This is a genomic window from Pseudomonas sp. JUb42 (assembly GCF_024807945.1).
In the GTDB taxonomy this organism is placed as follows: Bacteria; Pseudomonadota; Gammaproteobacteria; order Pseudomonadales; family Pseudomonadaceae; genus Aquipseudomonas.
This window is the reverse complement of record NZ_JANUFD010000004.1, coordinates 452,435-466,491: the sequence shown is the minus strand read 5'-3', so window position 1 is coordinate 466,491 and position 14,057 is coordinate 452,435. Positions and strand designations below refer to the sequence as shown.

The following is a 14,057-nucleotide window of genomic DNA, read 5'->3' as shown; positions in this document are numbered from 1 at the left end:
GTTCTGACAAGCCCCACAAAAAACCGCAACAGGGCAACCTGATGCGGTTTTTTTGCGCCTCGCAAAACAGCGGATCAGTCGAACTTCAGGACCTCGCTGCCCTTGGCTTCAAGTATCTCGGCGAACGCCGGTAGCCGGGCGACGAAATCGTCTTCGAAAGCCAGGTAGCGATCCTGGCTGGGCAGATAGCGAATGTAGGGATTGATGCGCGGGGTATCCTTGGAGGACAGCTTGACCACCTGATTGCTGCTTTGATTCCACAACCAGGCCAGGGTCTGGGTGCCGAAGCTATTGGAGCGGTAGTTCCATACCCACCAGTCGCCATGCCCGCGTGATGCGTGAATCTGGCCGTGGAAGGTGCGCAGGGTGACGGTGCGCTTGGGCTGGGTGACGAGCATCTGGGTTTGCTGGCGTATCTCGCTGCCGAAACCGTCCAGCATCGATTGGGTCGCCTGCCCGCTGAGAAAGTCGAAGCGCCACGCATTCAGCACGGTCTCCCCAAAGCGCGGATCCTCCAGATTCGGCCGCTGGCTTTCGCTGAACAGCATGATTTCGTCGCCGCCCAGATAGACCGCCGAGCGGGTGAGCTTGTAGCCTTCAACCGGCAACGGCTGGGCAGGGGTGACCTGCTGTGGCTGGTCCTGATGCCAGATCCAGCACAACGGGCCACCCATCTCCATGAACAACACGCGCCGGGGGCCGATAGCCAGTATTGTCATTTCGCCGGGGTGCTCGAAGATGATTTCGCTGGAGTCAGCGGTAATCCGCCAGATCCGGCAGAGCCGATCGGGCTCATAAAGGTACTGGCGTTCGAACACCTGGGAGTCGATTACCAGGGGAGCGTTCTCAAATTCCGGCCATTGCAACTGCGCCGGACCAAAGCGCTGAGTGTCGTTGTCTTGCCGGATTTCGTACTGGAACAGGTCCTCGCCGCTGCCGCTGCCGCGGTACACCCGGCGTTTCCAAAGGCTGCGATCGTTATTGGCATCGAGCAGCCACAGATCAGCGCCATCGATGTTGTCATTGCGCTCTTCGAGCATGTCCTGTTCGGCGGGCGGCCACTGGTTGAAATCGAGCAGAAAGCACAGCCATTGCTCATCATCCTGCTCGGTGATGGAGGCCCAGCCGTTGCTGTAGTGGTGTTCGTTGATGTAGGTGGGGCCGGGGAAGTCGTGTACGTCCTGCAGCAGGTTCAGCTTCTTGCTTCGGGTTTTGGCGGGCTTGGCTTCGATGGGGGCGGGCTGATGTGGCTCGATCCATTGCGGCGTCAACTCAAGCTCGTCTTCAGAGTGCTGCCAATGCTCGATGAAAGCCTGGCGCTGATCGGCGGGGATGATCACCGGTCGATAGTCATCGCCGCCAGCATCCAGATTCCACAGTTCAAGCCCTTGTCGAGCCAGCAGGGGGGCCAGTGCTTGGAGGCAGACTTCCGGCATTTGCGTGGTCAGTTCATCCAGCAGCCTTTCGAAGGTCGGGCCGCTGAATACGCTGATGTCGGGGTAGTAATGCCGGAACAGCTCGAGAAGTTCGCCGCCGGGGGTTTTCCAGTCGATATGTATCAGCGGAGCAAAGTCGGGTTGCATCACGCTTGCCTTCCTTGTAATTGGGACCTGCGCCATCTTAGCGGGGCAGCGGAAATGGGATTGAGGTACAGCACACAAGACAGGGCAACGATTGGCGCTAATCAAAGAACGCCAAATCTACTGCGCCACTGAAGCTGTGTGGGAGCGAATTCATTCGCGAATGCGGACTTTCCAGACCTCACAAATGGTGCGGATGTACTGGCCCATTCGCGAATGAATTCGCTCCCACACGATTTGCTCCCGCTCACTGCCAATTGTTTGCGACGCGACAGCGCGGCGGGATCTCCCACAGAACCGTGCTTGCCGGGATTACTGCGCACGGTTTAATGTCGATCGAATGACCTCCCTTCTGCAAAAAACCGAGACCACCCCATGCCGCACATGACCCTGGAATACACCCCAAACCTGCCATCGTTCGATGTACGCCGGACCCTGCTGGCGTTGAACCAGGCGCTGTTCGCCTCCGGCCAGTTCACCTCCGAGGCGGATATCCAGAGCAAGGCCGTCGCGGTCGGGGAATTTCAGGTAGGGACCCTGTCCACGCCCCGTGGCTTCATGCATGTGCAGATGGCGCTGTTCAATGGCCGCTCGGCGGAAGTGAAACGCCAGCTGTCTGCGAGCCTTCTGGCCGTGCTGCAAGGGGTGTGCGAGTGGCCGAGCGACCTTGAGGTGCAGCTGAGTGTCGATATTGTCGACCTGGATCGCGACGCCTATGCCTGGACGACGCTGAAACCTTGAGGCCCTGAATATAAAAGGCGTCGGACCTTTTGTTCGCATCCTTTTCACGAAAAATTGATGGCGGTCTGCTTAAAGTCTGCGCTATCGGAGGAGTTGCCCAGCTCGATCGCTCCGGCGTAATTCATTAATCAAGCAGACCGTTATGCTGAACGTTAAAGCCGTCCGTCCCGAGCTGGTGACTTTGCTCGCCAGTTGTTTTTTGCTGCTCGGGTTTAACGCCACTCTTTGGCAACATGTATTCTCGATTACCGAATTTGACGGTAAGGGCCTCGCACTGCGCGTGGCCTTTGGTCTGCTGGTGTTTTGCATCTTTAATATCTTCCTCACGTTATTTGCTTTTCGGCGTGTTCTGAAACCGCTACTGACGGCGCTGTTTCTTATCAGTGCCGGTGTGGCTTATTTCACCAATGAATATGGCGTCATGATTGACGCTGGCATGTTTCGCAACTTTGCCGAAACCAATGCCACGGAAGTACAGGGTTTATTGTCTCTCAAGTTGGGACTTTATCTGCTGTTGTTAGGTGCCGTGCCCTCTGTCTTGTTATGGAAAACCCCGATCAATTATCGCCACTGGCCGCGTGAGTTGCTGAGCAAGGCGTTGGTCAGCGTCGCCTGCGTGGCGGTGCTCGGCGCTGTGGCAATGATCAACTATCAGGGGCTGTCCTCGATGTTGCGCAATCACCACGAACTGCGTCTGATGGTGGTGCCAAGTAATTACATCGGTGCGTCGATGGGGTATTTGAGCGAGCAAGTGGTCTCGGCCCAACGACCCTTCGTGAAAATCGGTGAAGACGCCCAGCGTTCGCCGCGCTGGGCCAGCCATCAACGCAAATCCCTGACCGTACTGGTAGTGGGCGAAAGCGCCCGGGCCGAGAACTTCGGTCTGCTCGGTTACGGTCGCGACACTACGCCGCAGTTGAGTAAGGAAAACGGCCTGATTGCCTTCAGCGACGTGCATTCCTGTGGCACCGAGACCGCCGTGTCCGTGCCGTGCATGTTCTCCAATATGGGCCGCAAGGACTACAACGCCAGCCAGGCGAAGAATCAGGAAGGGCTGCTCGATGTGCTGCAACGCTCCGGCCTGCAGGTGATCTGGCGCGATAACCAGTCCGGCTGCAAGGGCACCTGCGACCGTGTCACCCTGCAGGACGTGAGCAATCTTCAAGACCCGCTGCTGTGCGCCAACCACGAGTGTCGCGACGAGATCCTGCTGCAAGGCTTGCAGAGCTTTATCGACAACCTGGATCAGGACACCGTGCTGGTCCTGCATCAGATGGGCAGCCATGGTCCGGAGTATTTCAAGCGCTACCCCAAGGCGTTCGAGAAATTCACTCCTGTGTGTGAAAGCAACGCCTTGAACAATTGCTCGCGGGAAAGCATCGTCAACGCCTATGACAACACGCTGGTCTACACCGACCATGTACTGGCGACCCTGATCGACTTGCTGCGCAAGCAGTCGCGGGTTGATACCGCGATGCTCTATCTGTCGGACCACGGCGAATCCCTGGGCGAATACAACCTGTTCCTGCACGGCACGCCGTACCTGTTGGCACCGGATCAACAGAAGCACGTACCCATGCTCGCCTGGTTCTCCGACAGCTATCAGAAGTCCTTCGCGGTCGATCCCCAGTGTCTGCAGAAAGAACGCAATGCACCGCTGAGCCAGGACAATCTTTTTCATTCGATGCTGGGCCTGTTGCAGGTCGACACCAAGGTCTACAACGCGCAATTGGATATGTTCGCGGGTTGTCGCGGGACGCTGGCCAATGAGTAGTACTTATCTGCAACAGTCCCCGGCCAGCCTGTGCGACCGCCTCGGGCTCTGGCGTGACCGGCAACTGGCCCGGCAGGCCCTGAAGGTCGCGGGCGAACCGGGCCTGGTCCTGGATTTGCCCAGTGGGGCCGGGCGTTTCTGGCCGGTGCTGGCTGAACATACCAATCGGGTGATCCTCGCCGCCGATCCATCCCAGGATGCTCTGGCCCTTGGCGAAACCCGCTGCGACGGGCAGACCCTGCAACGCATCAAAACCTTCCAGACCTCGGCCCTGGCTATTGATCTGTCCGACAATGCCGTGGACTGCATCTTCTCCATGCGCCTGTTCCATCACATTGCCAGCAGTGATGAGCGCTCTGCGGTGCTGAGCGAATTCCACCGCGTCACCCGGGACACCGCGATCATTGCTCTGTGGGTTGATGGCAACATCAAGTCATGGCGGCGCAAGCGCCTGGAGCACTGTCGCGCCACTGACGGGCAGGCACTGCCGCGCAACAATCGCTTCGTGGTCGGTCGCGGACAGATCGAGGCCGAATTCAGCGATGCCGGCTTCGACATCCTTAGCCATCACGACGTCCTGCCCGGCTACGCCATGTGGCGGGTGTATGTGCTGCGCAAGAGCGCCTGAACCATCCGATGACCGGTCGTGTCTGGCGCCAGTATTGGCCACTATCAAGATGAAGATGATCAAGACTTGCAGGACAGATGCCCGGTAATCGCTGATGGCGATATATACTGCGCGCCATTCTTCAAGGGAGAGCCGTGTGGCCATCGATATTCACTGGATTCGCGACGACGACAGCCTCGCCCTGCATTGCGCACAGTGGCAGACCCTGCCTTTTGTCGCCCTCGACACCGAATTCATGCGGGTCGACACCTTTTATCCCATCGCCGCCCTGTTGCAGATCGGTGATGGTAAGAGTGCCTGGCTGATCGATCCGCTGCTGATCAACAACTGGCAACCGTTTTCCGCCCTGCTGGAAAACCCCGACGTGGTCAAAGTGGTCCACGCCTGCAGCGAAGACCTCGAAGTCCTGTTGCGCCTGACCGGTAGCCTGCCGACGCCGCTGTTCGATACGCAACTGGCGGCCGGTTTCCTGAACCTGGGTTTCTCCATGGGTTACTCGCGCCTGGTCCAGGAAGTGCTGGGCATCGAACTGCCCAAGGGTGAGACCCGTTCCGACTGGTTGCAGCGTCCGCTGTCGGCGACCCAGATCAGCTATGCCGCCGAAGACGCCGTGCACCTGGCTGAGGTCTACGCGATCCTGCGCCCGCGCCTGTCGGACGACAAATACGCCTGGCTGCTGGAAGACGGCGCTGAACTGGTGGCCAACCTGCGCCGCGAGACCGATCCTTACGAAGCCTATCGCGACGCCAAGCTGGCCTGGAAGCTGTCCGGGGCGCAATTGGCAGTGCTGCGTGAGCTGTGTGCCTGGCGCGAGCTGCAGGCCCGTGCGCGCAATCTGCCGCGTAACCGTATCGTGCGCGAGCATTCGCTCTGGCCATTGGCCAAGACCCAGCCGGACAACCTGGTTGCCCTGGCGCGAATCGAAGACATGCACCCCAAGACCGTGCGTCAGGACGGCGAGTTCATTCTCGACCTGATCAAGCGTGCCGCCAGCCTGCCGCCCGAGCAGTGGCCAAAGACCTTGCCCGAGCCATTGCCGATCGACGCCGCCACCGTGCTCAAGTCGTTGCGCGCCATTGGCCAGCAGTATGCCGAGCAGCTGCAAATGGCTCCTGAGCTGATGTTGCGCAAGAAGACCCTGGAAGCCCTGCTCAAGAGCGGCTACCCCCACGGTCCTTACCAATTACCCGATTCGCTGCGTGGCTGGCGTCGCGAACGCATGGGCCAGGCCCTGCTCGACAGCCTGGCTACCGCAGGAGAACAGCCGTGAAACGTATCTGCTCCATTTACCGCAGCTCCAAGCGCAACGAGATGTATCTCTATGTGCTCAAGGCTGACGAGCTCAAGCGTGTGCCGCCTGAGCTGATGGTCGCCTTTGGCAAGGCGCTGCATGCCTTCGATCTGGTCCTGAGCCCGGAGCGTGCCCTGGCGCGCGAGGATATCCACAAGGTGCTGGATAACCTGGAAAAGCAGGGCTACCACCTGCAGATGCCGCCGGCTGAAGACGAATACATCGAGCATTTGCCCGAAGAATTGCTGCGGCGCAACGATCCTGTCTGATCTTGCGCCCAGGACTGTTTTGGCATGCGCCCGGAAGAATGAGGGGTAACCCCGCAGGTGGGCGCAGGTCTGGTTTTTTTAAGGTTTTGAAACCATGCGTGTGCTGATTGCTGAACACGATTACGCTGTCTACACCCAATTGCTGCGCCAGGCGGTTCCCGATATTACCGTGATGAGCAGCGGCGATTCCGCCGAGCTGTCCCGCCTGGCGGCAGACTGCCCGGTCTGGCTGGGCCAGCCGGACCTGCTGGCCAACCTGCTGCGCCAGGGCCACAAACCGCAATGGCTGCAATCGACCTGGGCAGGCATCACGCCGCTGCTGGTCGACGGCGTGCCCCGGGATTACCGCCTGACCCGTGCCGTGGGCATCTTCGGCCAGGTCATGGCCGAGTTCGTATTGACCTATATGCTTGGTCACGAGCGCGAGGTCCTGGCCCGCCTGGTCAGCCAGGTCGAGCGCAAGTGGGACAATCGTGCGGGCCACAGCCTGCAGGGGCGCAAGGCGTTGATCGTCGGCGCCGGTGATATCGGCCAGAGCGTTGCGCAATTCCTCGTGCCGTTCGGTATCGAGGTCTATGGCATTGCCTCCCAGGCACGGACCCAGGCACCGTTCATTGAAGTGGCGGCGCTGACGGATCTGGAGCGGATGGTCGGGACGATGGATTACGTGATCAACCTGCTGCCCAATACGCCGCAGACTCACGATCTTTACGATGCCGGGCTGTTCGCCAAATTCAATCCCGACTGCCTGTTCATCAACGTCGGTCGTGGCGTGTCAGTGGTTGATGCCGATCTGGTGGAGGCCCTCAAGGAAGGCCATCTGGCCGGGGCGGTGATTGATGTCTGCCGTCAGGAACCGCTGCCACAACGCCATCCGTTCTGGACCGCCTGGGGCCTGTTGCTGACTGGCCACAGCTCCGCGCCGACCTCGCCACCGGCGATGACCCGGTTGTTTGCCGACAACCTCAAGGCCTTCGTTGCGGGTGAGCCGTTGCGTGGGGAAGTGGATTTCGCCAAGGGCTATTGACTTCGGTAGAGACACGCAAAAACCACTGTGGGAGCGGATTCATCCGCGAAAGCGTTAGTTCAGACGATAATTTTGTATCGAATGTACTGACTTCTTCGCGGATGAATCCGCTCCCACAGTGTGTTTGCGCGTCGCGCGGATTACAGCGAAAAATCACCCTCAGCCGCCAGTTCCGCCAGCGGGCGGCGCGGGCTTGGGGTTTCGCGGGCCTGCAGGTAATCCGGCAGGCTTGCCTTGTCACCCAGCTTGCCAATGGCCACAGCCGCGTGCAGGGCATAGCCCTCGGGGATATTCAGTTCCTTGCGGGTCAGTTCCTGATCGAAACCGGCCATGCCATGGGTGTGCCAGCCGCTCAGGCTCGCTTGCAGGGCCAAGTGGCCCCAGGCCGAACCGGTGTCGAAGGTGTGCCACAGGGCCGGGGTTTCTTCAGTGGCGCCAGGTGCGGTGAAGGTGGTCTTGGAGATGACGATGACCAGCGCCGCCGCATGTTGTGCCCAACTACGGTTGAACTCGTTCAGCAGGCCCAGGTAACGCTCCCAGTTCGGCGTGTCGCGACGTGCGTAGAGAAAGCGCCATGGCTGCGAGTTGTAGGCCGAAGGTGCCCAGCGTGCGGCTTCGAAGAAACTCAGCAGGGTGTCCTGGGGAATGCTTTCGCCGCTGAAGGCGCGAGGCGACCAGCGTTCGGTAAATTGCGGGTCAATGGTGTGATCGGCGATACGAGGATTGCTGCTCATAAGGGTTATGGCCTGACAGTGGATTGAGAGGGGAAATAACTGGATGGGCCGTGGACGGCAGGCATCGCGAAAACTGCCTAAAGTTACTGTGCAGGCAATGTGGATACAAGTCTGTTTGTGCCAATAGTCGTCTGCACTTGGTTCGTGACGCTGGAGTCACTAGACTGGCGCCCCTTTCATCAGCCTGATACCGAAATCCCCACACCATGGCCGCTAAAGTCGAACCCTTCTGGATACGCAAGACCCTTGACCAGCTCGATCAGCAGGAGTGGGAGTCGTTGTGCGATGGCTGCGGCCTGTGCTGTCTGCAGAAGCTTGAAGACGAGGACGACAACAGCGTCTATTACACGCGCATCGCCTGCAAACTGCTGGATCTGAAGACCTGCCAGTGCACCGACTACCCCAATCGGCGCGCCTCGGTGCCCGATTGCATCCAGCTGACGCCGGGCAAGGCTGACGAATTCAAATGGTTGCCGCCGACCTGCGGATATCGTCTGGTCAGCGAGGGCAAGGACCTGCCGCTATGGCATCACCTGGTCTGCGGCGACCCTGATGCCGTGCATCATGAGCGCATCTCCCAGTCCGGGCGCATGCTCGCCGAAGGCAGCGTGCCGGAAGATGACTGGGAAGATCACCTGATTTTTCGGGCGGGCTGAGCAGGACAGATCATGGGGGTGGGAGCGAATTCATTCGCGAATGAATTCGCTGCCACAAAATTCCCATGGGCTCTTGCGTTGTATCAATGACTGGTCGGCTTCAACGCGTCGGCCGCATTGTTCACCGCATCCTTGGCCAGGGCCTCGGCATCGTCCTTCAGGGCGCTGAGCTCGGCTCCGGCGCGACGAACGCGCAGGCGGGCGACGTCAAGGTCGCTGCGGGTCTTTTCCAGCAGGCTCTTGGCTGAGCAATGGCCGGTGATGCCGCGAGCCAGTACGGCGCCACCAACGGCCAGTTGCACCAGCCCCAGCAGGCCGCCACGACGCAATCCCTTGCCCATCATCAGCACGCCGCCGGCCAGGGAGCCAATGCGCTCCCAGCCCTGTACGTTCTGCTGGACATTGCCGTTATGCAGCGGGGTTTCGATGCGTTCAATGATCGGGGTGTCGCTCATGAGGGTTCTCCTTGGCGGAAAAAGTCGGGTCAGTTCAACTGACTCCCCTTGCGCCGAACTGTTCCATTGGATCAGCGTTCGGCAGACGGATCGACCTGTTCACGGCCGAACTGCGGGCCTGAACGGGTGTTGTTACCCTTGGCCATGCGGTCGTAAAGCACCACGTTGACCGTCGCCGCCAGGTTCATGCAGCCCTGGGTAGGGATGTACACCACGTCTTCGCACCAGTCGCGAATCTCCTTGTCCAGGGAGCCGTCTTCCGGGCCGAAGATGTACAGCGCGCGATCCGGATGGGTGTATTCAGGCAATGAACGGGCGCCATCGACCAATTCCACCGCGACTGGAATGCAGCCCAAGGGCAGGATGTTCTTCAGGTCGTCGATGCCGATCAGCGGGATGTCCTGATGGATCTTCTTGGTGTCGGTGACAAAGTCACGGGCACGCTCGTAGCGCTTGCCGGTGTAGAACACCGAAGCCACGCCATAGCAGCCGGCGGCACGCATGACCGAACCGACGTTTTCCGGGGACTTGGGGTTGTACAGGCCGATGCAGGCGTAGCGTTTGTTGGCCACGGGGAGTTGCTCGCTGGGAAAAGCGGGCGATTATACGGCAGGACCCGCTTGGGTGCCTGCCGTCGGGGGGATCAGTCTTCTTTCTTCATCAATCCAGCAAGTGCCGCAAACGGATTGTGCGTCGCCTTGGCGGTCTTGGGTGTGCTCAGGGAACTGTCGGAGAAGTATTGCTGGTCGGTGTAGCGCGAGTGTTCATTGTCGTGGCAGTACAGGCACAGCAGCTCCCAGTTGGAGCCGTCCTGGGGGTTGTTGTCGTGGTTGTGGTCGCGGTGGTGCACGGTCAGTTCGCTCAGGCGCTTGCCGGCGAACTCCCGGGCGCAGCGTCCGCACACGTGGGGATACATGCGCAGCGCCTTGTCGCGATAACCCATCTCGCGGTCACGCTGGGCATCAGCGAGGATGCGGTCCAGCTTGGCGGTGTTGGAGGGAGGATTGGCCGAGCTCATGGGGTCACCTGTTCATGTTCAGTAATGGCGCCAGTCTAGCGCTTCGCGCTGCGTTCGGCTGCCGACTTTTGACGGATGAACTGGCGGGCCAGGCAAGTTTTTGCCCGCACAGGCCAGGCAAGGAGTAGCCTGAGCCGCATTCTGACTGCATGGCATGGGAGGCCATTGATGAAACGCTTTATTTTGCTTGCTGCAGCGCTGCTGGTTGTACCGTTCATGGCAGGGGTTGCCCAGGCTGATAACACCCAGCCGCCAGCCTCCGAGCTGACGCCGGGCTCACCGGGTACTGCTACGCCGACGCCTTACCCGCAAGTCACGCCACCGAGCATTCCGCGCGCTGGCGGCACTCAGGGCAACTCGCCCCTGCTGCCGAAAATCGAAGTGCCACGTCCGCCCAAGGATCAGGCGCTGCCGGGGCTTGAGCAGAATCCCGATGCCGACAAGGATGCGCCGGGCAAGCCTTGAAGAAGTGTTTCGGTGGCACCGGCTTTAGCCGGGAAGGCATTGGCAGGATCAATGCAAATGTATTGCTTTTTAGGGCCTTCCCGGCTAAAGCCGGTCCCACAGGGTTTCTGTGTCTAGACCTTAAACCTGTTGCGCTAGCAGCTGGCCATCGACCATACGCAGGCGCTTGGACAGGGAAATCGCCAGGGCACGAATGATCTTTGCCGCGATCTTCGGTGCTTCTTCGATCATCTTGTCCAGCGAATCCCGGCCCAGGTTCAACAACTGGCAAGGTGAGGCGGCGATGCAAGTGGCCGACCGGCGTTCGCCGTCCAGTACGGCCATCTCGCCCAGGGCCCGGCCTCGGCGCAATACGGCGATTTCGACCTGCTGACCATCCGGGCTGAGCTTCTGCACCGACACGCTGCCCGCGTCGATGATGCACATGAAGGTCCCTGCATCGCCTTCATGAAATATTTCTTCGCCCTTGGCGATGCTGCTGATACTGAAATAACCCGCCGCCGCCTGAAAATCGACGGGCGACAGGGCGTCGAACATGCCGCAGTCCATCAGCATGTCGCGGATCGCGTTGTTCAGGTAAGACGGTTGTTCTGCCATGGTTCGGTCGTGTCGCTTTGTCTGGCGATTTTATTGAAAGGTTGCAAGCCCGCGCGACGCAAGTCGGCGGGCTGAAGATATTAAGACAGGGGATCGGGCCGTAGTTCCATCAGGCCAGCTTCAGCACCTTGAAGATAAATCCATATTCGAGAGCTACGTCACGTAATCCCTGATAACGCCCACTCATGCCACCATGCCCGGCGCCCAGTTCGGTCTTGAGCAGCAACAGATTGTCGTCGGTCTTGTGGGTGCGCAGCTTGGCCACCCACTTGGCCGCCTCCCAGTACTGCACCCGGCTGTCGTTGTATCCGGCGATCACCAGCATCGCCGGATAGGCCTGGGCGCTGACGTTTTCGTACGGTGCGTAGGCCTTGATGCGTGCGTAGACCTCAGGCTCGGCCGGGTTACCCCATTCGTCGTATTCGGTCACGGTCAGCGGGAGGTCGGGGTTGAGCATGGTGTTGAGTACGTCGACGAACGGCACTTCGGCAATCGCCGCCTTGAACAGTTCGGGGCGTTGGTTGAGTACCGCGCCGATCAACAGCCCACCGGCGCTGCCGCCGCTGATCACCAGTTGCTCGGAATGGGTCAGGCCTTGGGCGATCAGGTGTTCGGCGCAGGCGATGAAGTCATCGAAGGTGTGCTGCTTGTGCTCCTGCTTGCCATTGCGATACCAGGCCTCGCCCAGTTCGCCGCCGCCGCGCACATGAGCGATGGCGAAGGCCACGCCGCGATCCAGCAGGCTCAGGCGGGCATGGGAGAACCACGGGTCGAGGCTTTCGCCATAGGCGCCGTAACCGTACAGGTACAGCGGTGTGGCCTGGCCGAGCAGTTCGCGCTTGACCACCAGGCTGATCGGCACCTGGGTGCCATCCGGCGCCGTGGCCCACAGACGCTGGCTGACATAGGCGTCGGCGTCGAACGGGCCGAGCACCGGGGTCTCTTTGAGCACCTGTTGTTCGCCCGTCGCCAGGGTCAGTTGACGCACTTGCGCCGGACGGTTCAGGGACTGGTAGCGCAGGCGGATCTTGTCGCTGTTGAACTCCAGGGAGTCCTGCACATACAGGCTGTAGGCGGCGTCCGGCAGTTGCACGCGGTAGGCGGGCAGGCCTTGCGGGCGCACTTCGATAATCGGCAGACCGCCCTCACGCAGGCTCAGGCTCAGGGCCTGGGCGTTGAGGCTGACGCCTTCGAGCATGACAGCTTCGTCGTGGGCGATCAGGGTCTGCCAATCGGCGCGGGTCGGCACGGCGCTGGGCTGTTCGGCCGCCTGATAGAGGGCAAAGTTGATGCCGTCCTGATTGCTGCGGATCAGCCAGCTCCAGACGCCATCGACCTGGCCATGATCGGGGAAATACTCATGGCCTTCGACCCGAGGCGCCAGGCAGACGAATCTGTCTTGCGGATGCTCGGCATCCAGCACCCAGGCTTCGCTGGTGGTCTTGCTGTTGAGCAGCACAATCAGTTGCCGCTCGGAGCTGCTGCGATAGCAATGCAGGAAGAAGCGCCCGTCCGGCTCGTCGAACACCAGTTCGGCGCCTTCTTCGCCCAGTTGATGGCGATACAGCTTGCCGGGGCGATGGGTGTCGTCCAGTTCGCCGAAGAACAGGGTCTGGCTGTCGTTGGCCCAGGTCATGCTGCCGTCGCAGTCCTCGAACGGCAGGCTGCGCACTTCGCCGCTGGCCAGTTCCTTGACGTACAACTGGTAGACCTCTTCGCCGCTGGTATCCAGGCTGTAGGCCAGGCGCTGATGGTCGGGGCTGATGCTGAAAGTGCCGAGGGAGAAGAAACCGCCGTTGGCCAGTACGTTGGGGTCGAGCAACAGTTCTTCACGGCTTTCATCGACCTGCTGGGAATCGTCCGCCGGGCGCGGGCAACGATAGTGGCGGGCGTACTCGTCGCCTTCGGTGGTGCGGGTGTAATACAGGAACGGGCCCCAGGGGGAGGGCAGCGACAGGTCGGTTTCCAGAATGCGACCCTTGATCTCCTGGAACAGGCTCTCGCGCAGGTCTTTTTCTGTGGCCAGTTGCTGTTCCTGCCAGGCATTTTCCGCCTTGAGGTAGTCGAGCACTTCGTCAGTGTCGCGGTTTTGCAGCCAGGCGTAGGGATCGGTGCCGTCGGCCCGGCGGGCGGTCGGGGCTGCGGTGAGGGCTTTGGATGCGGACATGGGCGGGTCTCTAAGAAGGTGCAAACCGTAAGGGGCCTGGCGTAGCGCCTGATTTACAGGGTTGGCGGGCGAATACTTATGCCGGGCAAGCCCGTTGGGCGAAAAGCCGTTATCATAAGCGCCACTCTACCTGCCTTACCACGGACACCATGATCAACAACGACTATACGATCGCCTGGAGCCTCTACGCCGTCGCCGCGCTGGGATGTCTGTGGGTGTGGCTCAAGCTGACCGGCTGGATGTGGCGTTATGTGAAAGAGCCATTGCGCGTGATCGGTCTGGTGCTGCTGTTCACCCCGACTATCGTCGATCCGGCGCGCGAGCAATACGCTCCGGCCCTGGCCATCAGTGCCATGGACCTGGCGCTTAAGGTCGGCAGCAACGTCTGGCGTGCGGCGTCGGACCTGCTGATGTACGGCATGTTCGCCTTTGGCCTGTATCTGTTGTTCGTGCTGATTCGCTGGCCGATTGAAAAGAGCCGCAAGGCCCGTCAGCCCCAGCCAGTGGCCGAACAGCCAGCCAGTGAAGCGGATGCCGAGGATGACGACGAGCCGTTCGCCCGACCTGCCGCGCGCAAGCCGGCACCGGCGGTCAACGCCAGTCGTGCCAGGGTCGAGCCGCGTTTGTAGAGTTTCCGCTTCGTTGGCAGGCGCCA

The 14,057-nt window shown here is 60.5% G+C and carries 16 protein-coding genes; 9 read left to right on the top strand and 7 right to left on the bottom strand.

Annotated features, from left to right (window positions below):
• Positions 1-74: 74 nt before the first annotated feature.
• A complete protein-coding gene (locus M2401_RS11000) occupies positions 75-1,583 on the bottom strand; it encodes a hypothetical protein (protein WP_259102708.1) in 1,509 nt (502 codons plus the stop codon).
• Positions 1,584-1,955: 372 nt separating this feature from the next.
• On the opposite strand from M2401_RS11000, the gene M2401_RS10995 reads away from it, so the two are divergent.
• The 6 genes from M2401_RS10995 (at position 1,956) to M2401_RS10970 (ending at position 7,310) form a co-directional block, all read left to right on the top strand.
• On the top strand, positions 1,956-2,321 hold the full coding sequence (locus tag M2401_RS10995) for a 5-carboxymethyl-2-hydroxymuconate Delta-isomerase (RefSeq protein ID WP_259102652.1): 366 nt from the start codon (positions 1,956-1,958) through the stop codon (positions 2,319-2,321).
• A 142-nt stretch (positions 2,322-2,463) separates the two neighbouring features.
• Positions 2,464-4,095 carry a phosphoethanolamine transferase gene (locus M2401_RS10990; protein ID WP_259102650.1) on the top strand — a complete coding sequence of 544 codons (1,632 nt, stop codon included), beginning with the start codon at positions 2,464-2,466 and terminating at the stop codon, positions 4,093-4,095.
• The gene (locus M2401_RS10985; RefSeq protein ID WP_259102649.1) at positions 4,088-4,723 is read left to right on the top strand and encodes a class I SAM-dependent methyltransferase; all 636 of its coding nucleotides are present in this window, start codon (positions 4,088-4,090) and stop codon (positions 4,721-4,723) included. The genes M2401_RS10990 and M2401_RS10985 overlap by 8 nt, the downstream gene beginning before the upstream one ends.
• 136 nt (positions 4,724-4,859) lie before the next feature.
• Positions 4,860-5,993 carry a ribonuclease D gene (gene rnd, locus M2401_RS10980; protein WP_259102647.1) on the top strand — a complete coding sequence of 378 codons (1,134 nt, stop codon included), beginning with the start codon at positions 4,860-4,862 and terminating at the stop codon, positions 5,991-5,993.
• On the top strand, positions 5,990-6,283 hold the full coding sequence (locus M2401_RS10975; RefSeq protein WP_259102645.1) for a YcgL domain-containing protein: 294 nt from the start codon (positions 5,990-5,992) through the stop codon (positions 6,281-6,283). The genes rnd and M2401_RS10975 overlap by 4 nt, the downstream gene beginning before the upstream one ends.
• Before the next feature lie 94 nt (positions 6,284-6,377).
• On the top strand, positions 6,378-7,310 hold the full coding sequence (locus M2401_RS10970; RefSeq protein ID WP_259102643.1) for a D-2-hydroxyacid dehydrogenase: 933 nt from the start codon (positions 6,378-6,380) through the stop codon (positions 7,308-7,310).
• A 140-nt stretch (positions 7,311-7,450) separates the two neighbouring features.
• Here M2401_RS10970 and M2401_RS10965 read toward each other — a convergent pair whose 3' ends face one another.
• Entirely contained in the window at positions 7,451-8,044 is a 594-nt protein-coding gene (locus M2401_RS10965; RefSeq protein WP_259102642.1) for a nitroreductase family protein, read from the bottom strand.
• Between the two features lie 206 nt (positions 8,045-8,250).
• Here M2401_RS10965 and M2401_RS10960 point away from each other — a divergent pair, with 206 nt between their 5' ends.
• Complete coding sequence (locus tag M2401_RS10960; RefSeq protein WP_259102640.1) at positions 8,251-8,700, top strand: YcgN family cysteine cluster protein; 450 nt, start codon at positions 8,251-8,253, stop codon at positions 8,698-8,700.
• 83 nt (positions 8,701-8,783) lie between these two features.
• Here the strand turns inward: M2401_RS10960 and M2401_RS10955 are convergent, their stop codons facing one another.
• From M2401_RS10955 to M2401_RS10945, 3 genes are all read right to left on the bottom strand, one after another.
• Complete coding sequence (locus M2401_RS10955; protein WP_259102639.1) at positions 8,784-9,155, bottom strand: DUF2892 domain-containing protein; 372 nt, start codon at positions 9,153-9,155, stop codon at positions 8,784-8,786.
• 71 nt (positions 9,156-9,226) lie between these two features.
• On the bottom strand, positions 9,227-9,727 hold the full coding sequence (locus tag M2401_RS10950; protein WP_259102638.1) for an RNA methyltransferase: 501 nt from the start codon (positions 9,725-9,727) through the stop codon (positions 9,227-9,229).
• A gap of 71 nt (positions 9,728-9,798) precedes the next feature.
• Positions 9,799-10,173: a YajD family HNH nuclease gene (locus M2401_RS10945; RefSeq protein ID WP_259102637.1), complete on the bottom strand. Its 375-nt coding sequence runs from the start codon at positions 10,171-10,173 to the stop codon at positions 9,799-9,801.
• A gap of 168 nt (positions 10,174-10,341) precedes the next feature.
• Between M2401_RS10945 and M2401_RS10940 the strand changes: the two genes are divergently transcribed.
• A complete protein-coding gene (locus M2401_RS10940) occupies positions 10,342-10,638 on the top strand; it encodes a hypothetical protein (RefSeq protein ID WP_409033907.1) in 297 nt (98 codons plus the stop codon).
• Between the two features lie 120 nt (positions 10,639-10,758).
• Here the strand turns inward: M2401_RS10940 and M2401_RS10935 are convergent, their stop codons facing one another.
• On the bottom strand, positions 10,759-11,235 hold the full coding sequence (locus tag M2401_RS10935) for a cyclic nucleotide-binding domain-containing protein (protein ID WP_259102635.1): 477 nt from the start codon (positions 11,233-11,235) through the stop codon (positions 10,759-10,761).
• Positions 11,236-11,344: 109 nt separating this feature from the next.
• The gene (locus M2401_RS10930; protein ID WP_409033906.1) at positions 11,345-13,402 is read right to left on the bottom strand and encodes a S9 family peptidase; all 2,058 of its coding nucleotides are present in this window, start codon (positions 13,400-13,402) and stop codon (positions 11,345-11,347) included.
• 149 nt (positions 13,403-13,551) lie between these two features.
• On the opposite strand from M2401_RS10930, the gene M2401_RS10925 reads away from it, so the two are divergent.
• A complete protein-coding gene (locus M2401_RS10925; protein ID WP_259102634.1) occupies positions 13,552-14,031 on the top strand; it encodes an MFS transporter in 480 nt (159 codons plus the stop codon).
• Positions 14,032-14,057: the final 26 nt, after the last annotated feature.